This is a genomic window from Pseudomonas chlororaphis subsp. chlororaphis (assembly GCF_003945765.1).
Taxonomy (GTDB): domain Bacteria; phylum Pseudomonadota; class Gammaproteobacteria; order Pseudomonadales; family Pseudomonadaceae; genus Aquipseudomonas; species Aquipseudomonas chlororaphis.
In genome coordinates, this window is the sequence record NZ_CP027712.1 from 4649619 (window position 1) to 4675119 (window position 25501).

A 25501-nucleotide genomic window follows, 5' to 3' on the forward strand; every position below is an offset into this window, starting at 1 on the left:
TAAACGAGAGGATCAGCCATGGACTTCAACGCCGTCCGGATGTTTGTCAGCGTGGCGCAGGCCGGCAGCCTTTCCGCCGCCGCCGAGCGCCTGGAGATTCCCCTGCCCACCTTGAGCCGACGCATTCGCGAGCTCGAACAGCAGCTGAAAGTGCAACTGCTCGAACGCTCGGTACGGGGCACCAAGCTCACCGACTCGGGGGCGCGCCTGTACGAACACGCCAGCCGCGGTATCGAGGCGCTGATCGAAGGGGAACAGGCGGTGATCAGCGATCAGGCCCTGTTGAAAGGCTGCTTGCGGCTGTCGTTGCCGCCCTCGTTCGAACCCTGGTGGGATGTGCTGTCGGCGTTCCAGCGCCGCTACCCGCAGGTCGAGGTCAGCGTCCATACCACGGAGCGACGCATCGACCTCATCGAAGACGGCGTGGATGTGGCGTTACGGGTCGGCGCGATTACCCATGAGACCATGGTCGCCCGCCGCCTGCTGAGCTATCGCCACCTGCTGGTAGCCAGCCCGGCGTTGCTTGAGCGGCTGGGCCCGCCCCGCAGCGTCGAGGCGCTGAATGCTTACCCCTGCGGAGTCTGGAGCCAGGGCAGCCCGGGGACCTGGCAGTTGGGAGAGGTGGCCTTCAAGCCCAGGGCCATGCTCGCCACCAACGACTATGCGCACCTGCGCAGCCGGGCGCTGGCCGGTGACCTGGTGACGGAACTGCCGCCCTTCCTCGCGGCGCGTGCCATCCGCGAAGGCCGGCTGCTGGCGCTGCTGCCCGACTATCCCTTGCCCGAGCAGCAAATCAATCTGCTCTACCCGTCCCACCGTCACCCCTCGGCCATCGTGCGGGCGTACCTGGACTTCTCCCAGGGGTACATGGGCTACCTGACAGACGTGTCGTCCACTCAGCAGTGATTCGCTCCTGAAGGGCCCAGGCACGACCCGAATCGATCAGCCCTCCTCCAGCCGCTCCCGCAGGAACTCGATAAAGCGCTGGGTCTTCGCCGGCAGCAGGCGGGTTTCGGTGAGCGCGTAGACAGGGATGGGGCTGGCTTGCCACTGCGGCATTACCCTGCACAGGCTGCCGTTGGCCAGTTCCTCGGCGACTATGCCTTGCGCCAGCACGGCGATGCCCAGGTCGAGCGTCGCCAGGCGGCGGATCAGGCCCACGCTGTTGAGCTGGAAGCGCCCGCCCACCTCGATCTCCAGCGTTTCGCCTGGACGGGACAGCGTCCAGTTGTCGGCTTTGGGCGAGCGCAGGCGCAGGCATTCATGCCCCGCCAGATCTTGCGGATGAGCCGGCTCGCCGAACCGTTCGAGATAAGCCGGTGAGGCGTACAAAAAGCGCGGCAGGCTGGCGAGCTTGCGCGCGATCAGGTTCGAGCTCGGTGGCTCGCCCATGCGAATGACCACATCGACCGGCTCGCTGATCAAATCGACCTGGCGCGGCGTCAGGTCGAAATCGAAGCTGATGCCCGGGTAACGGCCGGCGAACTCGGCGATCAGCGGCGCCAGGTAGATGGTGGCGAAATCCACCGGTAGCGAGGCGCGCAACAGGCCGCTGGGCCGCGCCAGCATTTCCCCCAGTTGCTCGTGGGCGAGACGGGCCTCCTCGACGATGCGCTTGCAGCGCTCGAAGTACAGTTGCCCCGCCTCGGTCAGTTCGATCTTGCGGGTGGTGCGGTGCAGCAGCCGCAGGCCGATGGCCTTCTCCAGGCCGCTGATGCGCCGCGACAAGGTCGAGTTCGGCATCTCCATCGCTTGCGCCGCGCGGCGGAAACTGCGCGCCTTCACCACCTCGACGAACAGCGCCATATCGTTCAGAAACTCCACGCCGATTGCTCCACCAATGGATCAGTCATTTCAATTTAGACGGATTTATCCCGCCCTTGGATTGATCGATGATAACCACATCGCCCATTGAGGAGCACTGCCATGAGTTCGCTTTTTTCCCCCGTCCAAGTAGGTCGCCACCACTTGTCCAACCGCCTGGTCATGGCGCCCATGACCCGTTCCCGCGCCGATGATGCCGGGGTGCCCAGCGAGTTGGCGGTGACCTATTACGCCCAGCGCGCCGGCGCCGGCCTGATCGTTTCCGAGGGGGTATTCCCCGCCGCCCTGGGCAAGGGCTACGTGCGTACCCCGGGGATCGAAACCGCGGCACAGGTGGCGGCCTGGAAGCAGGTCAGCACGGCGGTGCACGCGCGCGGCGGGAAGATCTTCATGCAAATGATGCACTGCGGGCGCATCTCTCACCCTTCACTGCTGCCTGAAGGCGCCCTGCCCCTGGCCCCTTCAGCGATCAGGCCGGCGGGCCAGACCTGGACCGCGACCGGCCTGCAGGACTTCGTCACCCCCCATGCACTGAGCGTGGAAGAAATCGCCACAGTGGTCGCGGGCTATCGGCAGGCCGCGCGCCTGGCCATCGAGGCGGGTTTCGACGGGGTCGAGCTGCATGGCGCCTCGGGTTATCTGCCGGAACAGTTCCTCTCGTCCGGCAGCAACCAGCGCAGCGATGCCTACGGCGGCTCGGTGGAGAACCGCGCGCGTTTTGTCCTCGAGGTACTGGCGGCGGTGACAGCGGAAATCGGCGGTGACCGGGTTGGCCTGAAGATCTCGCCGGAAATGAACTTCAACGACATCACCGATGCCAACCCGCAACAGACCTACCGCTACCTGGTGGAGCAGTTGCGCGGACTCGACCTGGCCTACCTGCACGTGGCCCTGTTCGGCGCCAGCGTCGACTACCACGCCCTGTTGCACCCACTGTTCGACGGCCGCTACCTGATCGGTGGCGGGCTCGACCAGCAGGCCGCTGAAACGCTGCTCGCCGATGGCCGGGCCGACGCCGTGGTGTTTGGCGCGGCCTTCCTCGCCAACCCGGACCTGCCCGAGCGTTTCCGCCGGGGCGCCGAGCTGAATGCACCGCACAAGGAGACCTTCTACAGCCCGGGTGCGCAAGGCTATACCGACTACCCGAGCCTGGGCGCCTGAGGACACCGCCATGACCCATATCGCACGCCTGCAACGGATGAACCACGGCAGCCACTTCCGTGCCTTCACCCTGCGCGGTGGCCAGCCCGCCACGCCCATCGACCCCTTCCTCGCGGTCGACCACGCCTGGACCAGCGGGCCGACGTTCCCGCCGCACCCCCATGCCGGTTTTTCCGCGGTGTCCTACCTGTTCCTCGACTCCGAGACCGGGATCGACAACCGCGACTCCCTGGGCAACCGCAACCTGATCCAGCCCGGCGGCCTGCACTGGACCGCCGCGGGCACGGGCGTGGTGCATGAAGAAGTGCCCACCGAGACAGGCAAGACCGTGCACATGCTGCAGGTGTTCATCAACCTGCCACTGCACCTGCAGGGCGGCGCGCCGTTCGTCTTCAGCCTCGAAGCCGAGGACGTGCCGGTGGTGCAGTTACCGGGGGTGAAAGTCCGGGTGCCACTGGGCCGCTTCGCGGATCTCCATTCGCCGCTGTCGCTGCCCACCGAGGTCAGCTTGCTGGACATCTCCCTGGAGCCAGGCGCGCAGGTGACGGTGCCGATCGCGGCCGGCCATGGCGCCTTCGTGATGCCGATCGACGGTGAACTGTCGGTCGATGGCCAGCCCTTCGACCTAATGCACGCCCGACTGCCAGTGAGCCTGCCACAACCCGAAGAACGCCAGCTCAGCCTGCGGGCGGACCAGGGGCCGGCGAAGGCGGTGCTGTTTTCCGGCCGCCCCCTGGGGCAACCGGTGTATTGGCAGGGGCCGCTGGCCCTTGCCTCGCAAGAGGCGCTGGCCGCGGCCGTCGAGGCCTACCAGCGCGGCGCGTTCGGCACGCTGCAAGCGCGCTGATCGCCCTAGATCAACCCCGGGGCGCAAGCGCCCAATCTCACCTACCAGGAGCACCATCATGTCCTACGAAAGATTCAGTGCCGAAAATGCCGCCCTACTGTTGATCGACCACCAAGTGGGGACCATGGGCTGGGTGAAATCCATTCCCTTCGAAGAGATGAAACGCAACGCGCTGATGCTCGCCAAGGCCGCCAGTATCCTGTAACTGCCGGTGGTCCTGACTTCGAGCATGGAGGAATACGCCCAGGGGCCACTGCTAAGCGAACTGGAACAGATCCTGCCCGGCGAGTTCGCCGCCCGCGTCAAGCGCCTGGGGATCGTCAACGCCATGGACGATGACAACTTCGCCAAGGCGGTCCAGGCCACCGGCCGCAAGAAACTGATCATTGCCGGGGTCACCAATGACGTCTGCACGGTGTACCCGGCCCTGAGCCTGGTGCGCGATGGCTATGAGGTACAGGTGGTGGCTGACGCCGGCGGTTCACCCAGCGCCATGGCCGATGACATCGCCCTGCGCCGGATGGACAAGGGCGGCGTGACCCTCACCAGTACCAACCAGCTGATCGCCGAACTCGCGGGAAGCTGGGCGACGCCACAAGGAGGTCAACTGGTGCAGGTACTGATGACCGCGCTGCAAGGCTGAGTCGCGCGAAAAACGATCACCAGAACGGCGCCAGGCGGTTCTGGCGATCCGCATTGGCGCCCTCCCCGTCCGCACGCTCTGCGCCCAGGGAAACACCTGGTCTTCAGACCGTCTTCAGCCCTCCTGCACGGTCCCCAACAGCCATTCCTTGAACGCCAGCATCGCCGGGCTTTGCGCCCGGGACTGCAAGCGGGTCAGCCAGTAGCTGCCGGTGGTGATGCCCAGCGCGAACGGCTGGACAATGCTGCCGGCGTGCAACTGCCGGGAGAACATCAGCGGCGGCGCCAGGGCCACGCCTATACCCTGCTGCGCGGCTTCCATCATGCCCAGGGACGAGTCGAAGACGATGCTGCGCGCAGGCAGGGTGCTGGCCGGCAAGCCGGCGGCGCTGAACCATTCCGGCCATTCGTCGGTGCGGTAGGAGCGCAGCAGGGTCTGGCCGAGCAGGTCGATGGGGCTGTGCAGTTGCCGAGCCAGTTCCGGCACGCAGAGCACCGACAGCGGTGCTTCCAATAGCTGGACAGCATCGGTGCCGTGCCAGGCGCCATTGCCGAAACGGATGGCGTAGTCCAGGCCTTCGGCGGCGACGTCGACCCGGTTGTTGTGGGTCGACAGGCGCAGGTCGATGAACGGGTGGAGGGCCTGGAAATCCTCCAGGCGCGGCAACAACCAGCCGACGGCAAAGGTGCCGACCGCGCCGACGCTGAGCATTTCGCGGTAGTGCCCGCCTTCGAAGCGGCCGAGGGTTTCGGCGATGCGGTCGAAACACTCGCACAGCACCGGCAGCAGGGTTTCGCCCTCGCTGGTCAGCATCAACCCGCGGGGCAGGCGCTTGAACAGGGTCACGTTGAGCTGGGCCTCGAGGCTTTTCACCTGATGACTGACCGCCGCCTGGGTCACGCACAGCTCGATGGCCGCGCGGGTAAAACTCAAATGCCGCGCCGAGGCCTCGAAGGCGCGCAGGGCATTCAGCGGCAGATGGGGTCGGATCATGACCACTCCCTAGTTTTTCTAATGGCTCCTGCGAAATATCGTCGTTTGCCGATCCTTTGTCGACCGCCTACATTGAGCCGGCTCGCAGCGCGCTGCTCCCTGACTGCAAGGGCAGGCGCTGGCAAAAGCCGCTCGGAGTGCAGCGGCCATCACTCTGCAAAATCATGGAATGCCAGCCCATCATGCACAACAAAAACCTAGCCCTATCTGGATTTTTCACCATTTCCCTGCTGCTGTCCGGCGCCAGCGCCTGCCTGGCCGCCAGCCAGCCGGACAGCGCACTCAAGCCCCTGGTCGACGCGGCGATCCGCCCGTTGATGCAACAACAGGACATCGCCGGGATGGCGGTGGCCATCACTCTCAAGGGCCAGCCCCATTACTTTAACTACGGCCTGGCCTCCAAAGAAGGGAAAAAGGCCGTCGACGCCGACACGCTGTTCGAGATCGGCTCGGTGAGCAAGCTCTTCACCGCGACGCTGGGGGCCTATGCCCAGGCCAGCGGCAAACTGTCCCTGAACGACCCGGCCAGCCGCTACCTGCCGGCGTTGAAAGGCAGCGCCTTCGAGCACATCAGCCTGTTGCAACTGGGAACCTACAGCGCCGGCGGCCTGCCGTTGCAGTTCCCGGAACAATGGGACAGCCAGGACAAGATGCTCGGCTACTACCAGGGCTGGAAACCGGCCTTTGCCCCCGGCGCCCAGCGCCTGTACTCGAACCCGAGTATCGGTCTGTTCGGCTACCTGGCCGCGCAAAGCCTGGGGCAGCCCTTCGAGCAATTGATGGAGCAGCGGCTGTTCCCGCAGTTGGGCCTGCAGCACAGCTATATCCAGGTACCGAAGTCACAGATGGACAATTACGCCCAGGGCTACGGCAAGGACGGCAAGCCGGTGCGGGTCAGCCCCGGCGCCCTGGATGCCGAGGCCTACGGGGTCAAGACCAGCGCCGCCGACCTGCTGCGTTTCGTCCAGGCCAACCTCAAGCCCCAGTCGCTGGCGCAACCCTGGCCGCAGGCCATCGCCCTCACCCACACCAGCTACTACCAGGTCGAGGGCATGACCCAGGGCCTGGGCTGGGAGCTCTACCCCTACCCGCTCAGCCTGGACGCCCTGCTAGCCGGTAACTCGTCGCAGATGGCCTTCGAACCGCACCCGACCCGCTGGCTCACCCCGCCCCAGGCACCGCGGGCCGATACCCTGCTGAACAAGACCGGTTCCACCGGCGGTTTCGGCGCCTATGTGCTGTTCGTACCCGGCAAAGACATCGGCCTGGTGCTGCTGGCGAACAAGAACTACCCCAACGCCGAACGGATCAAGGTCGCCCATGCCCTGCTCAAGGCACTGGATGACGCGCAACCCTGAGAACAACAGCGACCGGATCGGTTAACGGGCCGGGCGCTGGAGCGACCAGGAGCGCGTCGCAGCTATGACAACGCGCTCCGCGACGATGATCGGCGCTGGATAAAAGCCGCGGAACGCGCCATCCTCCGCGTCTTTTTTCCGCGCAGCCCCTGGGGCGCACGTTTTTCCAAGGAAACCCTCCATGCACAACCAGCCGCTCAGCCCCGCCGAGTTCGAATTCATCGAAGACACCCTGCTCAAGTATGGCGACGACCACTCCGTGCTCAACCTGGCCGAGCTGGACGGTTTTTGCACCGCCCTGGTGTCCGGCCCGGCCCAGGTGGACATCTCCGAATGGTTCCCGGCCATCTGGGGCGGGCAGAACCCGGACTGGCAGGACCCCGAGGAGTGCAAGCGCTTCATCGAGCTGAGCGTGCGCCATCTGAACGCCCTCGCCACGGCGCTGGCGAGCGACTCGGCGAGCTTTCAGCCACGTTTCGAACAGACCGAGCATCAGGACCAACCGCTGACGCTGGCGGAAGAATGGTGTTTCGGCTACATCCGCGCCATGGCCGTGAGCAACTGGCCCGAGCTACCCGCCGCCCAGGCCGCCCAGCTGCAAGCCATCATCACCTGCGCCGAACAGGACAACTTCGAACTGCCGGCCGACCTCGATCTGGCTCAACATCGCCAGACCGTGGCCAGCGTCGAACAGGCAGCCCGTGGGCTGCACGATTACTGGTTGGCGCAACGCTGAGAGAGGCCTGGGGGCGGGTCCATCACGGCCCGTCCCAAGTGTGCGCACTCAAACCGCAAAAACACAAAAGCCTCCCGCAGGAGGCTCTTGGCTCGACCCGCCAGCGCGGGGTCAGAACGCCAGCTTGTAGCCGATGGAAAACAGCATGACTGCCAGGAACGGCCGCAGCAGTTCGTCCGAGACGCGGCCGGTCATGTGGCTGCCGAGCCAGATCCCCGGCAGCGAGCCCATCAGCAGAAAGCCCAGCAGTTGCCAGTCCATGTTACCCATGCTCGCGTGTCCCAGGCCGGCGACCAGGGTCAGCGGCACGGCGTGGGCGATTTCAGTGCCGACCAGGCGCTTGGTGGCCAGGAAGGGGTAAAGGATGAACAGCGCCACGGTGCCCAGGGCGCCGGCGCCGATGGAGGTCAGGGCGACCATGGTGCCCAGGACCACGCCGGTGAACACCGTCAGGCCGTTGAGGCTGGAGTCCTTCAGGTGGTAGTGATCGCCGGCGTGCTTCTGGGCAAACGCCAGGAGCTTTTTCTTGAACAGGATCGCCAGGGCGGTGAGCAGCAGCACAAAACCCAAGGCCTGCTTGATCACGCTGTTCAGCGCTTGCGGGTCAGTGTGCAGGCTCTTGAGGAACCACAGGGTGGCCAACACCGCAGGCACGCTGCCCAGGGTCAGCCAGCCGGTGATTTTCCAGTCGATGTTGCGGTTTTTCTGATGGACCAGCACACCACCGGACTTGGTGATGGCGGCGTACAGCAGGTCGGTGCCGACAGCGGTCGCCGGGTTGATACCAAACCACAACAGGATCGGGGTCATCAGCGAACCGCCTCCCACCCCCGTCATCCCCACGATGAAACCCACCAACAGGCCCGCGATTACAAAACCAAAATTACCCACATCCATCAATAAGCCCTACGCATCAACCGCGGCCAGGTAAAAAACTGGCGGCAGCATAGCGCTAATGCTTATGTCCATTTATATAAATAAAATCTAACGTTATAACTCTTTGCCTTTTTGCCATGTATTCGGCGCATACAACCCGCGGATTGCATGCACCCATCACATGTCGAAATTGGCTTGGAAGCGGCCGGGGAAAGCCTTCGAAACCGCGCGCCCTTTGCAGGTCACTTTGCTAGAGGAATCCGCTTCACCGCTTCGATCCAGTCCGGATTCAAACGCTTCTGCTCGGTGTCCATGCCCAGGGCTTGCATCCGCTCCTTGTGCCGGTCGATCTCATGCACTGCCTGGCTCAACGCGCTGGAGTTGGCATCCAGCTGGTGCATCTGGGTCAGGCCCAGGTGGTAGAAGCGCAGCAGTTTCATTGCTGTCGGGTCCTGGGCCTCGACGCCCGCGGTGACATGGTGCATGACATTGGTCACGCTCATCAGGCTGCGCTTGAGCTGCCAGCCGTAGACCGCCGCGGCCATCCACGGCTGCGACCAGAAGCGCACGCGCATCAGCACCATGCTCAGCACCAGCCCGGCCAGCACGCCGGCGACATTGAGCTTGAAGTTATCGCCGCCCGGCGTGCCGAACAGCAGCACCGCGGCGCTGGACAGCAGCATGGCCAGGGACAGGAAAATCAGGGCAATGAACAGGGTACTGCGGCGGGTCTGCTGGCGAAAAAGCTCGGGGTTCTGCGGCTGGATCTCGAACATGGCGACGGTGCGCTCGCATGGTGGACAGGCCGGCATTATCACCCTGCCCGCCCCCGGAGATGGCGAATAAATCCACGCTGCGACAATCCACCTCGGCCACGGGGGCGCCGGCGGAACCAAAGCAGAGATTGGGAGAGACGCGGATCGAGCATGCCTGGCGTCGAATGGCATGCCCGACGCGGACAAATGGACCGGCCCCTGGTGGAGCCGGTCCTCGTGGCTCAGGCCACCTGGCCCTTGGCCTGTTGCTCCAGGTGCAGTTGCAGCTCGGGGTCGATCCGCAGCGCCGCCGCCAGTTCGTCCAGGTAACTGCGCTCGGCGTCCTGCTGATCGTCCACCAGCATCACGCTGGCCAGGTACATTTCCGCCGCCATGCCCGGCTCGCCCGCGGCCGACTGGGCCACGTCGGCGGCGTCCAGGGGACGTGCGACTTCGTCGTCGAGCCATTGCTGCAATTGCGGGTCATCGGTGTGACGGCCGATCTCGGCGCTGATCAATTGTTTTTCCTGTTCGTCGATACGGCCATCGGCCTTGGCCGCGGCGATCAGCGCGCGGAGGATCGCATGGCTGTGTTCTTCGACTTCCGGGCCGGCCAGCTGGTCGACGGTGCGCAACGCCTGTTGCGGCGCCGCCGATTGCTGCTGGCGCTGCCAGGCCTGATAAGCCTGGAACGCCATCATCCCCAGGGAGGCCAGCGCCGCGTAGTTCATGCCACCACCGGAGCGGCCCTGAGGGGCTCCACCGGAAGTCGCGCCGCCGGAGATCGCGCCGCCCAACCCGGAACCGCCCAGCAGGCCGCCCAGCAGACCACCCAGGCCACCAGCGCCCAGGCCACCCGGAGCACCGCCGCCGCTGTTACCGCCCAACAGGCCGCCGAGCAAGCCACCCAGGCCTCCCAGGCCATCCTGCGGTGCCGAGGCCCCGCCACCCTGCTGCGTCATCGAGGCCTGGCCGGCGCGCAACAACTGTTCAAGCAAATCACTGGTGTTCATGGCATCGCTCTCTTCGGGCAGTTATTCAGATTGCCAACAATAGTCTTCGCCACGCATTGCGCCAACTGCTTCCGCTTGGGCCCTGATCCCTTCTCGCCAAACGCCGCGCTGGCGGCCCATTCCATCCGCCAGCCGACGGCCAGTGAGCCCGGGAATCAGGCCTGGGGCATTTTGCGGAAACCCACCGCCAGGCGGTTCCAGCTGTTGATGGTGGCGATGGCCAGGCTCAGGTCGACCTGTTCGCTGGGGCTGAACTGGCTGCTCAGCAGCTCGTAGTCGGCATCCGGCGCATGGGTTTCGCTGACCCGGGTCAGGGACTCGGTCCAGGCCAGGGCGGCCCGTTCGCGGTCGGTGAAGAACGGCGCTTCGCGCCAGACCGAGACCGCGTACAGGCGGCGCTCGGTTTCCCCGCTCTTGCGCGCGTCGGCGGTGTGCATGTCGACGCAGAAGGCGCAGCCGTTGATCTGCGAGGCGCGCAGCTTCACCAGCTCGATCAGCGACTTTTCCAGGGGCAGTTTCGATACCGCGGTTTCCAGCGCGATCATGGCTTTGAGGGCGTCCGGCGAGGCGGTGTAGAAGTCGATACGCGGTTGCATGGTGTGGCTCCAGATCAAATGAATGTGGCGCTACGTTAAGCCCGGGCCTGGTCCTAACCAATAACCAATTCCGGCTAAGACCAGGTGACCAATGCCCCCCTCTTGCGTAGGAGCGCAGCTTGCGCGCGATCCGCGCAGCGGCCATTCACCGATGACGCTATCGCGCGCAAGCTGCGCGCCTGCAGGGGCCGTGCATGGACGCTCAGGCGCGCCGGCGCAGCCACTGCATAAAGCCTTTTTTCACCGCCGGCCGCGGGCTTTCCTGGGTCAGGGTCTGGGCGATGTGCTGGCGGAAATCCAGGAGGTTTTTCATCGCGTCGCTGATGTCGCGCCGCGCATCCAGGCACGGCTTGAGGTATTCGTTTTCGATGCGGTACAGGGTGCAGAAGGTCTTGGCCGAGAAGTCCGCCGCGGTCGCCTGATCGGCAACCCCCGCCTCGCCTATCACTTCGCCCGGCCCCATGCGTCCGGCCTCGAAGGGCTTGCCATCGCGGATCAGGCTGACCGAGACCACCCCCGATTCGATGATCAGCAGGTGATCGCTGACCTCGCCCGCCGGCAGGATGGTCTCGCCGGCGCGGAAGGTCTGCAGGGTCATGTTCTGGCTGAAGGTTTCCTTCTCTTCCTGGCGCAGGGTGGAGAAGATGCTCGAGCTGTCCAGCAGCGCCCGCGGGCGCGACAGGTGGGCCGCCACGCTGCTTTCACCGCTGGACAACAGGCTGACGCCGGACGCCTGCAAGTGCCGGAAGGCCAGGTCGAACAACTGGTTGCGCACTTCGCGCTTCTGCCCCATGGAGGCCACGAAGCCGCTGATTTCGTACTCCACCCCCGCATTGCCCGAGCTTTTCAGGGCCACGCTGGGGGCCGGCTTGGGGAGCAGGAAACGGCAACCGAGCATGGCCCGTTCCAGCGCCTCGATCACCGTTTGCGGCCGCGCATGGGGGCTGACCTGGAGGCTGATGGAAAGCCCGTGCATATCGGCGGGACGGCTGAAGTTGATGATCTTGGCCTTGGCCGCCAGGGAATTGGGGATCACCGCCATGCTGCCCTGGGAGGTCTGCAGCCGGGTGGCGCGCCAGTCGATATCGGTGACCCTACCTTCGGTGCCGTCGATGGAGATCCAGTCATCGAGCTGATACGGCTTGGTGGTGTTCAGCACGATGCCGGAGAACACGTCGCTGAGGGTGCTTTGCAGCGCCAGGCCGACAATGATCGCCACCGCGCCGGAGGTGGCCAGCACGCCCTTGACCGGCAGCTCCAGCACATAGGCCATGGCGGCGATGATGGCGATCAGGAAAATCACCGCCCCCATCAAGTCCTGCAACAGCCGCCCGGTATGCCCGACCCGTTGCATCATCAGGGTGCCGAGCAACACCGTCAGGGTCCGCGCGCCGAACAGCCACCACCCGATCTGCAACCCGGTGGCGGCCAGGTGCAGCGGCACGTCCTCCGGCCAGGGCGCCGCCTGCATCGGGTTCAGGCCCTGGTTGAACAACAGCACGCTGTACAGGGTGAAGATCAGCACCCGCACCAGCAGCTTCCAGTAACCGCCGCGAGCGCCGATCAGGCGCCACAGCAGCATGTCCAGCAGGATCAGGATCAGCGCGGCGAACAGCGGGTGGTCGGCGAACAGGTTCGGCATCAAGCAACTCCAGCACGGTCAGAGGCGCGACAATCTCACACAAGCGACCTTGCAGGTATAGCCGGAGAAACAAAAACAGGGGCCTCATGGGAGGCCCCTGCCTGCAACGATGTTGCTCACTCTGTAGCCGCTGCCGAGCCCGCGAGGCTGCGATCAACCCCGCAGGGGGAGCAGGATCTTGAGATCGCTTAAGGACCTTCGGTCCTATCGCAGCCTGCGGCAGCGGCTACAGGGGTTGTGACCTACCGATCGGCGCTAACCCTGTAGCCGCTGCCGAGCTTGCGAGGCTGCGATCGACTGCGCAGCAGGCGCAGGGTCTTGAAACCGCTGGAGGACCTTCGGTCCTATCGCAGCCTGCGGCAGCGGCTACAGGGAATGGCGACACCTCCGATAGCCCGGTCGTGCTCACTGCCTTGTGTAGCCGCCGCTGGCAGGTCACTTGCCCTGGGTCAGAGTGGTGTAGCTGGTGATCAGGTTGCGGTAGTCCGGGATGTGGTTGGAGAACAAGGTGCCCAGGCCCTCGATGTCGTTGCGCCAGTCGCGGTGCAGCTCGCAGGCCAGGCCGAACCAGGTCATCAACTGGGCGCCGGCGGTGGACATGCGGTTCCATGCAGAATCGCGAGTCAGGGCGTTGAAGGTGCCGGAGGCGTCGGTGACCACGAACACCTCGAAGCCTTCTTCCAGGGCCGACAGCGCCGGGAAGGCCACGCAAACCTCGGTCACCACGCCGGCGATGATCAGTTGCTTCTTGCCGGTGGCCTTGATCGCCTTGACGAAGTCCTCGTTGTCCCAGGCGTTGATCTGGCCGGGCCGGGCGATGTACGGCGCGTCCGGGAACAGCGCCTTGAGCTCGGGCACCAGCGGGCCATTGGGGCCGGTTTCGAAGCTGGTGGTGAGGATGGTCGGCAGCTTGAAGTACTTGGCCAGGTCGGCCAGGGCCAGCACGTTGTTCTTGAACTTGTCCGGGTCGATGTCGCGCACCAGGGACAGCAGGCCGGCCTGGTGATCCACCAGCAGCACGGCGGCGTTGTCTTTGTCGAGACGCTTGTAGGCAGTAGTCATGGGGTAGTCCTCGCTTCTTGTCGATACCGACTGGACGTCGGCGTGGGGGTGCAGCTTCAGCGCTGGGAATCCAGCACTTCGTGCTCGTTCGCCACTTGCTGGGCCTTGAGGTAGCTCTCGATCAGCAACTGGTAATGCGGCATGGCCTGGGCGTAGACCGCGGCCCATTGCTCGGCGTCCGGGCGGTTCCACGAACCCTGCAGCTCGGAAAGCGTCGCCATGATGTCGATCGGCACCACCCCGGCCTGGGCCAGGCGGGCGATGGTCAGATCGGTGGCCAGCCGCGAATGGTTGCCCGAGGCATCGACCACCGCGAACACCTTGTAGCCTTCATGCACCGCGGCGATCGACGGAAACGCCAGGCAGACGCTGGTCAGGGTGCCGGCGATCACCAGGGTTTTCTTGCCGGTGGCTTCTACCGCCGCCCGGAACTGGGGATTGTCCCAGGCGTTGATTTCGCCTTTGCGCGCCACGTACTGGGCATGGGGCGCCTCCTGGTGGATTTCCGGGATCAGCGGGCCGTTGGGGCCCTGGGGCACCGAGGCCGTGGTGATCACCGGCATCTTCAGCAAGGTCGCGGCTTTTGCCAGGGCGATGGCATTGGCCCGCAATTGCGGCACGTCCATGTCCTTGACGATCTGGAACAGCCCGCTCTGGTGGTCGATCAGCAGCATCGCCGCGTCGTTGGGGTCGATGGTCGGCTTGGCGCCATCGAAGTTGGCAGCATTGAAGTTGTTCATGTGCAGTTCCTCTTCCGTTTAGGGCATTTGTTGAAGGCAACAGCCATCCCTGGCCCTGAACCGGCCTACACGTCCTGTGCAAGTCGGTAAGCGGGGGGTCAGCCAGGCATCTGGCCGAAACGACCGGACTGGAAGTCAACGAAGGCCTGGTGGATCTCGGCCTCGCTGTTCATCACGAACGGACCATGGCCGACGATGGGCTCGTCGATTGGTTCGCCGCTGAGCAGCAGCACCACCGCGTCGTTGTTGGCTTCCAGGCTGAGCTGGTCGCCGTCGCGTTCGAACAGCACCAGCTGGCCTTCGCGCACTACTTCCTGGCCATTGACCTGGAGCGTGCCGCGCAGCAGCACCAGGGCGGTGTTGCGCCCCTCGTGCAGGTCGAGGGTCAGGGGCTTGCCGGCATTCAGGCGGATGTCCCAGACGTCGATGGGCGTGAAGGTGCGGGCCGGGCCCTTGACGCCGTCGTACTCGCCGGCGATCAACCGCAGGGTGCCGGCCTTGTCCTTCAGGGCGATGGCCGGGATGTCGCCATCGAGGATGGTCTGGTAACCGGGCGCGGCCATCTTGTCCCGCGCCGGCAGGTTGACCCACAGTTGGACCATGTCCAGGGTGCCGCCGGACCGGGCGAACGCTGCGGAGTGAAACTCCTCATGGAGAATCCCCGAGGCCGCGGTCATCCATTGCACATCGCCAGGGCCAATCTTGCCGCCGCTGCCGGTGGAGTCGCGGTGCTCCACCTCGCCCTTGTAGACGATGGTCACGGTTTCGAAGCCGCGGTGGGGGTGCTGGCCCACGCCGCGCCGCCCCTGGGTCGGGGTGAATTCAGCCGGGCCGGCATGGTCGAGCAGCAGGAACGGGCTGATGTGCTTGCCCAGGTTGTCGTAGGAAAACAGCGTGCGCACCGGGAAGCCGTCGCCCACCCAATGGGCCCGTGGGCTGGTGTAGATACCGATGATGTTTTTCATGCGGGTGCCTCCGAAATGGGTGAGTTATTTCGTTGGATACACCTTAAAACCCATACCTTTGATGCACTAGACTGCAAAAATCGCTCTTAGCGTTCTATTTGGAGAACGATAGTGGAAGACCTCAATACCCTCTACTACTTCACCCAGGTCGTCGAACACCGTGGTTTCGCCGCCGCCGGACGCGCCCTGGACATGCCCAAGTCCAAGCTCAGCCGGCGCATTGCCCAGCTCGAGGAACGCCTCGGCGTGCGCCTGATTCACCGCACCAGCCGCCACTGTTCGCTCACCGAGATCGGTCATGAGTACTACCAGCGTTGCCTGGCCATGCGCGTGGAAGCGGAAAGCGCCGCGGAAGTCATCGAGCGCAACCGTTCCGAGCCCCAGGGCCTGGTGCGCATCAGTTGCCCGACCGCGCTGCTCAACTCCTGGGTCGGGCCGATGCTGACCCGCTACATGCTCAAGTACCCGCTGGTGGAGCTGTTCATCGAGAGCACCAACCGCCGGGTCGACCTGATCCACGAAGGTTTCGACATCGCCCTGCGGGTGCGCTTCCCGCCATTGGAAAGCAGCGACCTGGTGATGAAGGTGCTGGGCAACAGCACCCAGTGCCTGGTCGGCCACCCGGACTTTCTCGCGCGCCTGTCGAGCCCCGCCTCCCCCGCCGACCTCAGCGGCCTGCCGAGCCTGCATTGGGGCGCGGCGCAACGCGAATACCAGTGGGAGCTGTTCGGCCCGGACGAGACGCTCGCGCAGATTCGCCACAAGCCACGGATGGTCACCGACGACCTGATTGCCCTGCGCCAGGCGGCGCTGGCGGGAATCGGCATCGTCCACCTGCCCAGCGTGGTGGTGCGCGACGATGTGGCCGCCGGGCGCCTGGTGCAGCTGGTACCGGACTGGGCGCCCAAGTGCGGGATCGTCCATGCGATCTTCCCGTCGCGCCGTGGCCTGCTGCCGTCGGTGCGCACCCTGATCGACTTTCTCGGCGAGGAGTTCAGCCGCAGCGATATCACCTGAGGATGCGCGCAAGGTGAAGCCTGGCCGAATCTTCCGACCTGTGGCGTTTTTGACACTGGCCGAAATAATATTTCGAACATAATATTTTCATCGTCATCTTGTTCCGCCCAGTGAGGAAACGCCCATGCAAAGCCCATCACGCGAGGCCACCCTGGCCCAGTGGATCGCCCAGGAACAGGCCATGCGCGCGCGCCTGGCCGGTCCGGGCAGCCTGTCCCTGGCCGAGGTCAGCGCCCTCTCCCCCGCCGAGTTCTTCGACGGCATCGGCAACGGCGAATTGCCCTCGCCACCCATCGGTACGTTGCTGGACTTCATCCCCATCGAATGGTCCGCCGGGCACTTCGTGTTCCAGGGCACCCCGGATGCCCGCCATTACAACCCGCTGGGCAGCGTGCACGGCGGTTATGCCGCGACCCTGCTGGACTCCTGCATGGGTTGCGCGATCCACACCCGCCTGAACAAAGGCCAGGGCTACACCACCCTGGACCTGCGCATCAGCTATGTGCGGGCCCTGACCGGCAGCAGCGGGCCGATCCGCGCCGAAGGCAAGATCGTCCACCTGGGCCGCTCCACCGCCCTGGCCGAAGGGCGGATCTACGACGTCGATGGCCGCCTGTACGCCACCGGCTCCACCACCTGCATGATTCTTGAAGCGCGTGGCTGAAACCGCCTCTGCGTCTGTAGAAGCGGGCCCGTTCGCGAAAAAACTACGGCTTGCGCTCAGCGGTGGCCGAGAGGACGTCTCGCGAGCAAGCTCGCGCCTACCAGGGATCGTGCCTGTCCGCGCATTCGTGATTCGCGGTAAAGATTGCTTTGCCTGTCCGGCGGTTTTTCTCAAGGGTGCGGACCGGGATACTCGTGGCCTTTCCACTGCCATCTGGAGTCATCCATGTCTGTACCTGCTTTCGGCCTCGGCACCTTTCGCCTGCAAGGCCAGGTGGTCATCGACTCGGTCAGCACCGCGCTCGAGCTGGGCTACCGGGCGATCGACACCGCACAGATCTACGAGAACGAAGCCGAGGTCGGCCAGGCCATCGCCGACAGCGGCATCCCCCGCGACGAGCTGTTCGTCACCAGCAAGATCTGGGTTGCCAATTTCGCCCGCGACAAGCTGATCCCCAGTCTCAAGGACAGCCTGCGCAAGCTGCGGACCGACTACCTGGACCTGACCCTGATCCACTGGCCGTCACCGGACGACCAGGTGCCGGTCGAAGAGTTCATGGCGGCGCTGCTGGAGGCCAGGCAACTGGGGTTGACCCGGCAGATCGGTGTTTCCAACTTCACCATCGACCTGATGCGGCAGGCCATCGCCGCGGTCGGTGCCGAGCACATCGCCACTAACCAGATCGAACTGCATCCCTACCTGCAGAACCGCAAGGTCGTGGAGTTTGCGCAAAGCCAGGGGATTCACATCACCTCGTACATGACGCTGGCCTACGGTGAAGTGCTCGAGGACCCGGTCATCCAGCAGATCGCCGAGCGGCATCGGGCGACGCCGGCCCAAGTGACCCTGGCCTGGGCCATGCAATCGGGTCATGCGGTGATTCCCTCCTCGACCCGGCGCGCGAACCTGGAAAGCAACCTCAAGACCTGTGCCCTGACCCTGAGCGAGGCAGACATGCGGCGCATCGCCGATCTGGAGCGTGGTCATCGTCTGACCAGCCCCGCCGGCATTGCACCGGCGTGGGACTGAGGCCTTAACGCACCACGGCATTCAACCGAATGCCATCGGGGGCGATCTCTTCCTCATTGGAACTGCTGGGAAACTTTCCGGCCGCCGGGATCTTGCTCCGGTGGCCGGTGTCGATGGCCGCCATCAAGCGGCTGATGGTCTCGTGGTCCGGCAGCGGCAGGCTGCTGATATACAGCTTGCGCTGCGGACCGAGTGGAATCGAAGGCACGCCGAGAAGCTCGGAGTCATAGACCAGCACATAACGGATCTGCGGGTTATCCATGCAAAACGCCACGATATCGAGCCTGGCCTGCAACCCCAGCGAAGCGTTGATGATCAGCAAGTCCATTGGCTCACTGCCATATTCCACGACGTTCAACACCTCGACGAGTCGATACATCGGTGCAATCCGGTAATAGCCCAGCTGGTTCAGCACCCGTTCGATCTTCATTCGATGAAAATGCTGTTCATCGGCGATCAGGATTCGTAACGTTTTATTCGGCATTTTTTCGCGACCATGAAAAAAGTCTGAGATGACAGGCTCCAAGCCTATGAATAAAGGCTAGGGGAGCAGCCGATAGTTTTCTCTAAGGGATTTCTGAAAAGCCCTACTCCACATTACTAAAATGCGGCTTTCCCTTACTTTTTGGCCCAAAATGCTCGTTTCCCTGGGATATCCGCCCACATCGGCGGAACACATCGGCTATCCATGGGCGGCCATGAATCCTGCTTTTTATCCGCTCCGGATGGAGCCAAAAGACCCGTCCGGCCCCGGCAGCGGCCATCAGCAAACCGCTGGCCAGGTGGCGGTTTCCACCTCCAGCAGCATGACGCAAGCCCTGTTCCCATCAACGGCGGGGCTATTCAGTATTCACAAGGTTCGGTCTTTACCCGAGGAGGCGGGAGGATTGATATGGGCAATGAAGCGCTGGAGGATCTCCTGCGTGGCGCCCTGCACCCAGAGAATCTCCTGTAGCGCAGAGGCGCCAAGGACCACCGGCAATGCCTGTTCGGTACGACCGCCATAGATCATGGCATGGCGGATCTGCGGGTTGCCCTGGCAGAACGCGCCGGCGTCCACCCCGGCGGCGAACGCCAGCTCGCCGCTGAGCAGCAACAGGTCGAAGTTCTCGAAGGGGTCGCAGGAATAGTGAGTCAGGGTCACCAGTTCGCGGAAAGACTCCACCACCGCGACGCGGAAATACCCCAGGCCATTCAACAAACGCTGGATGCGCCCACACTGCTCCCGGGACGCATCGGCAATCAGTATTCTCAAGCGTTTGTTGGGCATCGGCGTGGCAACTATCGGTTGAACACAGAGGCCCGACAGACTATCCGATGGCCCCTGGCCAACTCTTTAAGACAATTCCCAAAAATTGCCGCGCACGAGAAATTTCTCCCAGGAAAGCCCCCTGCACGGGCGCTTTATTCGGTGGTGCTGGGGCTCCAGAACGCCTGCTCCACCAGGGCCGAGGTGGACAGACGCGCCACCAGGGCGTCGAGCTCGTCGCCGTCCACCGAAGTGGTGGCCAGGGTGGCTTCGATCTCCACGTCGTCGTTGCCGAAGGCATGGACATCGATGTCGCTGGCCGGGTAGTTGCTGCGTTCCAGTTCCGCTTCGAGCAGGGCGAACACGGCCTTCTGCTTGGAGCGATGGGCGATGACATAGACGATGTTGGTGACCTCGGCGGAGATCACATCCAGCGGCTGGCGGTTGATGTTGTTGACGATCGGCCGCAGCAGGGTGTTGGCCGCCAGTACGAACAGCGTGCCGAGAAAGGCCTCGAGAATCAGGTCGGCGCCGGCGCAGGCGCCCACCGCCGCCGAGGCCCAGAGGGTGGCCGCGGTGTTCAGGCCACGAACATTGCCCTCCTCGCGCATGATCACCCCGGCGCCGAGAAAACCGATGCCGGACACCACATAGGCCACCACCCGCACCGCGCCCTCGGCGCCGCCGAGGCGGTTGGCCATGTCGACGAAAATCGCCGCGCCCACCGCCACCAGCACGTTGGTGCGCAGGCCGGCGGTGCGTTGCCGGTACTGGCGCTCGAAGCCGATCAGGCCACCGAGGATAAAGGCCGCGCTGAGGCTGACCAGAGTGTCCACCAGGGAGGCCAGGTTAATGTTCTGGAGTGCTTGCATGAAGGGAGTCCTTGAGTACGCGGCGTTCGGCTGCCGTTAAGGATAGGTGCACTTTGCCGGTGCGAGCGGGCGGCGATCCGACAGGTCCGCGATGAGGCCGGCCAGGGTGCCGGGTATCTTGCACCGGCTGGCATTACGAGCAGATGGCGATTACCGGTTAACCCTGTAGCCGCTGCCGCAGCTTATTGCCAGCCGAACCGGCGGATATAAAAGCCCTTCACCGCCTGGGTCAGCGCCATGTACGCCAGCAGGATCACCGGCAGGAACACGAAGTACAGCGACGGCAGCGCCTGCAGCTTGAAGTAGTGCGCCAGCGGGCCCATGGGCAGGAAGATGCCGATGGCCATGATCAACCCGGTCATCACCAGCAGCGGCATGGCCGCGCGGCTTTGCAGGAAGGGGATCTTCGGCGTACGTATCATGTGCACGATCAGGGTCTGGGTCAGCAACCCGACCACGAACCAGCCGGACTGGAACAGGGTCTGGTGGTCCGGGGTATTGGCGTCGAACACGTACCACATCAGGGCAAAGGTACTGATGTCGAAGATCGAACTGATCGGCCCGAAAAACAGCATGAAGCGCCCGACGTCCGCCGGCTGCCAGCGCTGCGGACGGGCCAGCATTTCCTCGTCGACGTTGTCGAACGGAATGGCGATCTGGGAAATGTCGTACAGCAGGTTCTGCACCAGCAGGTGCATCGGCAGCATCGGCAGGAACGGAATGAAGGCGCTGGCCACCAGCACCGAGAACACGTTGCCGAAGTTCGAGCTGGCGGTCATCTTGATGTACTTGAGCATGTTGGCGAAGGTCCGCCGGCCTTCCAGCACGCCCTCCTCCAGCACCATCAGGCTTTTCTCCAGGAGGATGATGTCCGCCGCTTCCTTGGCGATGTCCACGGCGCTGTCCACCGAAATGCCGATGTCCGCGGTGCGCAGCGCCGGCGCGTCGTTGATGCCGTCGCCCATGAAGCCGACCACATGGCCGTTGCCCTTGAGCAGGCGGACGATGCGTTCCTTGTGCGAGGGCGTGAGCCGGGCGAAGACGTTGGTGGTTTCCACGGCCTTGGCCAGCTGCGTATCGCTCATGCGCTCGATGTCGTTGCCCAGCAGCAGGCCCTGTTGTTCCAGGCCGACTTCGCGGCAGATCTTCGCCGTCACCAACTCGTTGTCGCCGGTCAGCACCTTCACCGCCACGCCATGGGCGGCCAGGGCCTGGAGGGCCGGCGCGGTGCTTTCCTTGGGCGGGTCTAGGAATGCCACGTAACCGATCAGGGTCAGCCCCTGCTCGTCCGCCAGGCTGTAGCTGTCGCGGCCCCGGGGCATCGGCCGGGCGGCCACGGCCACCACCCGCAGGCCTTCGCCATTGAATTGGGCGGTGACCTGGCGGATTCGTGCCAGCAGCTCGTCGCTGAGCATTTCCTCGGCGGCGCCATGACGCACCCGGGTGCACACCGCCAGCACCTCCTCCACCGCGCCCTTGCAGATCAGCAGGTGCGCACGCTCCTTCTCGGCCACCACCACCGACATGCGCCGCCGGTTGAAATCGAAGGGAATCTCGTCGACCTTCTGGAACGCCGTGCCGACCCTCAGCTCGCGGTGCACTTCGACGTGCTCCAGCACCGCCACGTCCAGCAGGTTCTTCAGGCCGGTCTGGTAGTAGCTGTTCAGGTAGGCCATTTCCAGCACGTCGTCGGACTCCTCGCCCCAGACATCCACATGCCGGGCGAGGAAGATCTTGTCCTGGGTCAGGGTGCCGGTCTTGTCGGTGCACAGCACGTCCATGGCGCCGAAGTTCTGGATCGCGTCCAGGCGCTTGACGATGACTTTCTTGCGCGACAGGAACACCGCGCCCTTGGCCAGGGTCGAGGTGACGATCATCGGCAGCATTTCCGGGGTCAGGCCCACGGCGATCGACAGCGCGAACAGCAGCGCCTCCATCCAGTCGCCCTTGGTGAAGCCGTTGATGAACAGCACCAGCGGCGCCATGACGAACATGAAGCGGATCAGCAGCCAGCTGACCTTGTTCACCCCGTTCTGGAACGAAGTCGGCGCCCGGTCGGTGGCCCCGACCCGCTGCGCCAGGGCGCCGAAATAGGTGGCGTTGCCAGTGCTCAGAACCAGCGCGGTGGCCGCGCCGGACACCACGTTGGTGCCCATGAACAGGATATTGTCCAGCTCCAGCGGATTGAGGGTGGCGGCGTCCTGCTGGCGCGGGAATTTCTCCACCGGCATCGATTCGCCGGTCATCGCCGCCTGGCTGACGAACAGGTCCTTGGCGCTGAGCACCCGGCAATCGGCGGGGATCATGTCGCCGGCCGAGAGCTGGATCAGGTCGCCCGGCACCAGTTGCCGGATCGGCAGTTCCAGGCGTTGCTGGCCCTGGCTGGCCACCGCCGCGCCATGCAGCCGGGCAAACACCGACGGCGCGACGTCGACCACGTTGCGCCGCAGCACGGTGGCGGTGTTGCTGACCATTGCCTTGAGGGCATCGGCGGCCTTGTTCGACTTGGCCTCCTGCCAGAAGCGCAGCAGCGTGGAGAGCACCACCATGGAAAAAATCACCGTGGCCGCCTTCATGTCTTCGGTCAGCCAGGAGATCACCGCCAGCAGGGTCAGCAGCAGGTTGAAGGGGTTCTTGTAGCAATGCCACAGGTGCGTCCACCACGGCAGCGGCTGCTCGTGCTCGACCTCGTTGAGGCCATGCTGCTCGCGCAGGGCCTGGGCCTCGGCCTCGCTCAGGCCATCGGTGTGGCTGCCGAGGCGTTGCAGCAGGTCCGTGGCATCGTCGTTGGCCGCGGTCACCAGGGTGTGCGCGAGGCTCGGTGGCAGGTCGCGGCTGACGCTGGCGTCGCTGAAGCTCTCCAGCAAGGCCAGGCGGCGAAAGTGCCGGGCAAAGTGCCGGGTCCGCAGGAAGCCGGCAAAAAACTCTTTGAGCAGGGTGAGATTCATGGTGTGTCCCCTAACGGTCGGCGCCGGGAAACTCACAGCCAGGTCTGGTTCGCCGGCCGCGCAAACAGGCGCAGCCGTAGCGCGGCGATGCGCCAGGCATCACCCACTGTTGCAGTGTCGATGAGAAGGACATCGGGAACGGGCCCTGAAGGCCACGATCGGGAAGCCGCCGCTCGCTGTCATGGCGAGACAACGGCACACAAGGCGGGCGCGTTATCTTGCCGGGAAGGTGCCGGTTAGCGAAACCGGCCGACTACTGTCGCTCGAACAAGTACCCACTGTGGGTCTCCGCTTGATGGAAAACGCGCGCAGCTTACGCCGCGGTTTTTGCAGAGTAAATCGGCGGCAAGGCGCTGACGGGGGAATCGAAAAGTTCTTCAGCGAAGGTTCAGGAAGGGTCGTCGGCGGGCGCTCGACCAGGGGAGATAACAGCGGGAATTTGCGGGGTGTAGAGCGGTCAGGAATGGGGCCCGAACGTTCAACACTGAACTATCGGGCCCGGCGACCTCTGTCAGCTGGCGGTGGCCAGCAGCAGGTCGCGCACCGAACGGCTGTGGCGGCCTTTGTCGTGCTCGTACAGCGAGGCGGCGATTTCCTCGGCGCGGATCGGCAGCACCGACAGCAAGGTATCGCTCAGGCCGTGGCTGGCCTGGCTGAAGCCCTGGGTGTAGATGCCGGCCTTGCAGCGCTCGTCGGTGATGAGCCGATAGTTGCGGTCCACTTCGAAGTCGCCCAGGTAGGCTTCCAGCGGCGCCAGCAACGCACGGTGAGTCTGGCGCTCGTAGCCGGTGGCCAGGATCACCGCGTCGTAGTGGCCGGTGCTCAGCTCGCCAGTGGAGGTGTTGCGCAGCACCAGTTCGACGCCCTGGGCGGTGGCGCTAGCTTTTTCCACGGTGGTCAGGGTGCGGAAGGCATGGCGCGCGATGCCGGAGACTTTCTGCCGGTAGAGAATCCCGTAGATGCGTTCGATCAGGTCGACATCCACCACCGAGTAGTTGGTGTTCTGGTACTCGTGGACCAGGCGCTCGCGCTCGCCGCTCGGCTGCTGGAACACCAGGTCGGTGAAGGCCGGCGAGAACACTTCGTTGACGAACGGGCTGTCGTCCGCCGGCTTCAGTGCCGAACCGCGGACCAGCATGTCCACCTGTACCGAAGGGAAGCTGTCGTTGAGGTCGATAAAGGCCTCGGCGGCGCTCTGCCCGCCACCGATGATCGCCACGTTCATCGGCTGGCCGCTGGCGCACGGCTGGCTGGCCATGCGTTCCAGGTAATGCGCGTGGTGGAACACCCGGCCGTCGTCCTTGAGCGCCTTGAAGGTGTCCGGGATCAGTGGCGTGCCGCCAGGGCTGACCACCACCGAACGGCTGGTGCGGACAAACTCCTGGCCCTGGCTGTCGCGGGAAATCACCCGCAGCGCCTCGACCTGCTGGTTGTGCAGCACCGGCTCGATGGCCAGTACTTCTTCACCGTAGCGGCTCTGTTCCTGGAAGTGCCCGGCGACCCAGCGCAGGTAATCGTTGAACTCCATGCGGCACGGATAGAAGGTGCCCAGGTTGATGAAGTCCACCAGGCGGCCGTGGTGCTTGAGGTAGTTGACGAAGGAGTACGGGCTGGTCGGGTTGCGCAGGGTCACCAGGTCCTTGAGAAAGGAAATCTGCAGGTCGCTCTGGGCCACCAGCGTGTTGCCGTGCCAGCGGTAGTCGGCCTGCTTGTCGAGAAACAGCGCGTCCAGCGGACCCTGAATCTGGCCACGTTCTTCCAGCGCGATAGCCAGCGCCAGGTTCGAGGGGCCGAAACCGATACCGATCAGGTCGTGAACGATGGTCGATGCAATTGCCTGTGTCATTTCCAGTGTCCTCTGGATAAATCCCTCAACGCGGGGAGAAATCGACGGTGACCTGATCGGCCCATGGCGAGGCAGCAGGTCGTCTGTTGAGTAGGAACGAGGACAGTGAAAAAAAATTTAACAAAGAAGGATCAATGGGCGTCCCACTGCCGGACCCGCACCCGGCAATGTTTCATCGCATTGACGATGTGCTTCTCCACCAGGCTGCGGGAAATCCCCAGGCGCTCGGCGATCTCGGGGTGGGACAGGCCTTCGAGCTTGCGCAGCAGGAAACTTTCCCGGCACAGCGCCGGCAGCTCCGCCAGCGCCCGTTGCAGCATGTCCAGGCGCTGGCCGTGGTCGATGCTGGTGTGTGGCGAGGGGCTGAAGAAGCGCTCTTCATTGTCCAGCACATCCAGGGATTCGACCTGGCGCAAGGCGTTGCGCCGATGGCCGTCGATCACCAGGTTCAGCGCCGTGCGGTAGAGGAAGGCCCGCGGTTGCTCGATCGGCGTGTCGCTGGAACGCTCCAGCACCCGCACATAAGCGTCATGCACCACATCTTCGGCCACCTGCAGGTTGCCCAGCTTGGCGTTGAGGAAACACACCAGCTCGCGATAGTAGTTTTCCAACATGACTCCCGACCGCGATACGCGGCTTTTGTCCTTGAGCACGACTGGCACTCC

Annotated in this window: 24 protein-coding genes and 1 pseudogene; 9 read left to right on the forward strand and 16 right to left on the reverse strand. The window is 64.4% G+C overall.

What is annotated here, in order from left to right; genetic code table 11:
* Nucleotides 1–18: 18 nt before the first annotated feature.
* Nucleotides 19–906, forward strand: coding sequence for a LysR family transcriptional regulator (locus tag C4K27_RS20930; protein ID WP_053261992.1), 888 nt, complete (start codon nt 19–21; stop codon nt 904–906).
* Between the two features lie 36 nt (nt 907–942).
* On the opposite strand, the gene C4K27_RS20935 is transcribed toward C4K27_RS20930, so the two are convergent.
* Complete coding sequence (locus tag C4K27_RS20935; RefSeq protein WP_053261993.1) at nt 943–1824, reverse strand: LysR family transcriptional regulator; 882 nt, start codon at nt 1822–1824, stop codon at nt 943–945.
* A gap of 102 nt (nt 1825–1926) precedes the next feature.
* Between C4K27_RS20935 and C4K27_RS20940 the strand changes: the two genes are divergently transcribed.
* The 3 genes and pseudogenes from C4K27_RS20940 to C4K27_RS20950 all read left to right on the forward strand — a co-directional run bounded on the left by C4K27_RS20940 (nt 1927) and on the right by C4K27_RS20950 (nt 4475).
* Nucleotides 1927–2985, forward strand: a complete 1059-nt coding sequence (locus tag C4K27_RS20940) for an alkene reductase (protein WP_053261994.1) — start codon at nt 1927–1929, stop codon at nt 2983–2985.
* A 10-nt stretch (nt 2986–2995) separates the two neighbouring features.
* A complete protein-coding gene (locus C4K27_RS20945; RefSeq protein ID WP_053261995.1) occupies nt 2996–3832 on the forward strand; it encodes a pirin family protein in 837 nt (278 codons plus the stop codon).
* 58 nt (nt 3833–3890) lie between these two features.
* Nucleotides 3891–4475: pseudogene (locus C4K27_RS20950) on the forward strand (isochorismatase family protein).
* 114 nt (nt 4476–4589) lie between these two features.
* Here the strand turns inward: C4K27_RS20950 and C4K27_RS20955 are convergent.
* Nucleotides 4590–5468 carry a LysR family transcriptional regulator gene (locus C4K27_RS20955; protein ID WP_053261996.1) on the reverse strand — a complete coding sequence of 293 codons (879 nt, stop codon included), beginning with the start codon at nt 5466–5468 and terminating at the stop codon, nt 4590–4592.
* A gap of 182 nt (nt 5469–5650) precedes the next feature.
* On the opposite strand from C4K27_RS20955, the gene ampC reads away from it, so the two are divergent.
* Both ampC and C4K27_RS20965 read left to right on the forward strand, forming a co-directional pair.
* Nucleotides 5651–6826, forward strand: coding sequence for a class C beta-lactamase (ampC, locus tag C4K27_RS20960; RefSeq protein ID WP_081002322.1), 1176 nt, complete (start codon nt 5651–5653; stop codon nt 6824–6826).
* Nucleotides 6827–7007: 181 nt separating this feature from the next.
* Nucleotides 7008–7562 (forward strand): UPF0149 family protein, encoded by a 555-nt coding sequence (locus tag C4K27_RS20965; protein WP_053261998.1) that lies wholly within the window; start codon nt 7008–7010, stop codon nt 7560–7562.
* A gap of 111 nt (nt 7563–7673) precedes the next feature.
* On the opposite strand, the gene C4K27_RS20970 is transcribed toward C4K27_RS20965, so the two are convergent.
* From C4K27_RS20970 to C4K27_RS21005, 8 genes are all read right to left on the reverse strand, one after another.
* Nucleotides 7674–8459 carry a sulfite exporter TauE/SafE family protein gene (locus C4K27_RS20970; protein WP_053261999.1) on the reverse strand — a complete coding sequence of 262 codons (786 nt, stop codon included), beginning with the start codon at nt 8457–8459 and terminating at the stop codon, nt 7674–7676.
* A 221-nt stretch (nt 8460–8680) separates the two neighbouring features.
* A complete protein-coding gene (locus C4K27_RS20975) occupies nt 8681–9214 on the reverse strand; it encodes a DUF3087 family protein (protein ID WP_037035113.1) in 534 nt (177 codons plus the stop codon).
* A gap of 221 nt (nt 9215–9435) precedes the next feature.
* Nucleotides 9436–10206: a tellurite resistance TerB family protein gene (locus C4K27_RS20980; RefSeq protein WP_053262000.1), complete on the reverse strand. Its 771-nt coding sequence runs from the start codon at nt 10204–10206 to the stop codon at nt 9436–9438.
* A gap of 155 nt (nt 10207–10361) precedes the next feature.
* Complete coding sequence (locus tag C4K27_RS20985; RefSeq protein ID WP_007927880.1) at nt 10362–10802, reverse strand: carboxymuconolactone decarboxylase family protein; 441 nt, start codon at nt 10800–10802, stop codon at nt 10362–10364.
* A 202-nt stretch (nt 10803–11004) separates the two neighbouring features.
* Entirely contained in the window at nt 11005–12444 is a 1440-nt protein-coding gene (locus C4K27_RS20990) for a mechanosensitive ion channel family protein (RefSeq protein WP_053262001.1), read from the reverse strand.
* A 435-nt stretch (nt 12445–12879) separates the two neighbouring features.
* Nucleotides 12880–13506: an isochorismate family cysteine hydrolase YcaC gene (gene ycaC, locus C4K27_RS20995; protein ID WP_007927871.1), complete on the reverse strand. Its 627-nt coding sequence runs from the start codon at nt 13504–13506 to the stop codon at nt 12880–12882.
* Nucleotides 13507–13562: 56 nt separating this feature from the next.
* Nucleotides 13563–14246 carry an isochorismatase family protein gene (locus C4K27_RS21000; protein ID WP_053262002.1) on the reverse strand — a complete coding sequence of 228 codons (684 nt, stop codon included), beginning with the start codon at nt 14244–14246 and terminating at the stop codon, nt 13563–13565.
* A 98-nt stretch (nt 14247–14344) separates the two neighbouring features.
* Nucleotides 14345–15211: a pirin family protein gene (locus C4K27_RS21005; protein WP_007927867.1), complete on the reverse strand. Its 867-nt coding sequence runs from the start codon at nt 15209–15211 to the stop codon at nt 14345–14347.
* Nucleotides 15212–15319: 108 nt separating this feature from the next.
* On the opposite strand from C4K27_RS21005, the gene C4K27_RS21010 reads away from it, so the two are divergent.
* The 3 genes from C4K27_RS21010 (at nt 15320) to dkgB (ending at nt 17921) form a co-directional block, all read left to right on the forward strand.
* Nucleotides 15320–16228, forward strand: coding sequence for a LysR family transcriptional regulator (locus C4K27_RS21010; protein WP_053262003.1), 909 nt, complete (start codon nt 15320–15322; stop codon nt 16226–16228).
* A 124-nt stretch (nt 16229–16352) separates the two neighbouring features.
* On the forward strand, nt 16353–16892 hold the full coding sequence (locus C4K27_RS21015; RefSeq protein ID WP_053262004.1) for a PaaI family thioesterase: 540 nt from the start codon (nt 16353–16355) through the stop codon (nt 16890–16892).
* Nucleotides 16893–17117: 225 nt separating this feature from the next.
* On the forward strand, nt 17118–17921 hold the full coding sequence (dkgB, locus tag C4K27_RS21020) for a 2,5-didehydrogluconate reductase DkgB (protein WP_053262005.1): 804 nt from the start codon (nt 17118–17120) through the stop codon (nt 17919–17921).
* Between the two features lie 4 nt (nt 17922–17925).
* Here dkgB and C4K27_RS21025 read toward each other — a convergent pair whose 3' ends face one another.
* From C4K27_RS21025 to C4K27_RS21050, 6 genes are all read right to left on the reverse strand, one after another.
* Nucleotides 17926–18405: a hypothetical protein gene (locus C4K27_RS21025; RefSeq protein ID WP_053262006.1), complete on the reverse strand. Its 480-nt coding sequence runs from the start codon at nt 18403–18405 to the stop codon at nt 17926–17928.
* 366 nt (nt 18406–18771) lie between these two features.
* The gene (locus C4K27_RS21030) at nt 18772–19191 is read right to left on the reverse strand and encodes an ANTAR domain-containing protein (RefSeq protein WP_053262007.1); all 420 of its coding nucleotides are present in this window, start codon (nt 19189–19191) and stop codon (nt 18772–18774) included.
* Nucleotides 19192–19325: 134 nt separating this feature from the next.
* On the reverse strand, nt 19326–20042 hold the full coding sequence (locus C4K27_RS21035; protein WP_053262008.1) for an MgtC/SapB family protein: 717 nt from the start codon (nt 20040–20042) through the stop codon (nt 19326–19328).
* Between the two features lie 182 nt (nt 20043–20224).
* Complete coding sequence (gene mgtA, locus C4K27_RS21040; protein WP_053262009.1) at nt 20225–22990, reverse strand: magnesium-translocating P-type ATPase; 2766 nt, start codon at nt 22988–22990, stop codon at nt 20225–20227.
* A 511-nt stretch (nt 22991–23501) separates the two neighbouring features.
* Complete coding sequence (locus tag C4K27_RS21045; RefSeq protein WP_053262010.1) at nt 23502–24836, reverse strand: lysine N(6)-hydroxylase/L-ornithine N(5)-oxygenase family protein; 1335 nt, start codon at nt 24834–24836, stop codon at nt 23502–23504.
* A gap of 131 nt (nt 24837–24967) precedes the next feature.
* Nucleotides 24968–25450: a sigma-70 family RNA polymerase sigma factor gene (locus C4K27_RS21050; RefSeq protein WP_037004888.1), complete on the reverse strand. Its 483-nt coding sequence runs from the start codon at nt 25448–25450 to the stop codon at nt 24968–24970.
* Between the last annotated feature and the right edge of the window lie 51 nt (nt 25451–25501).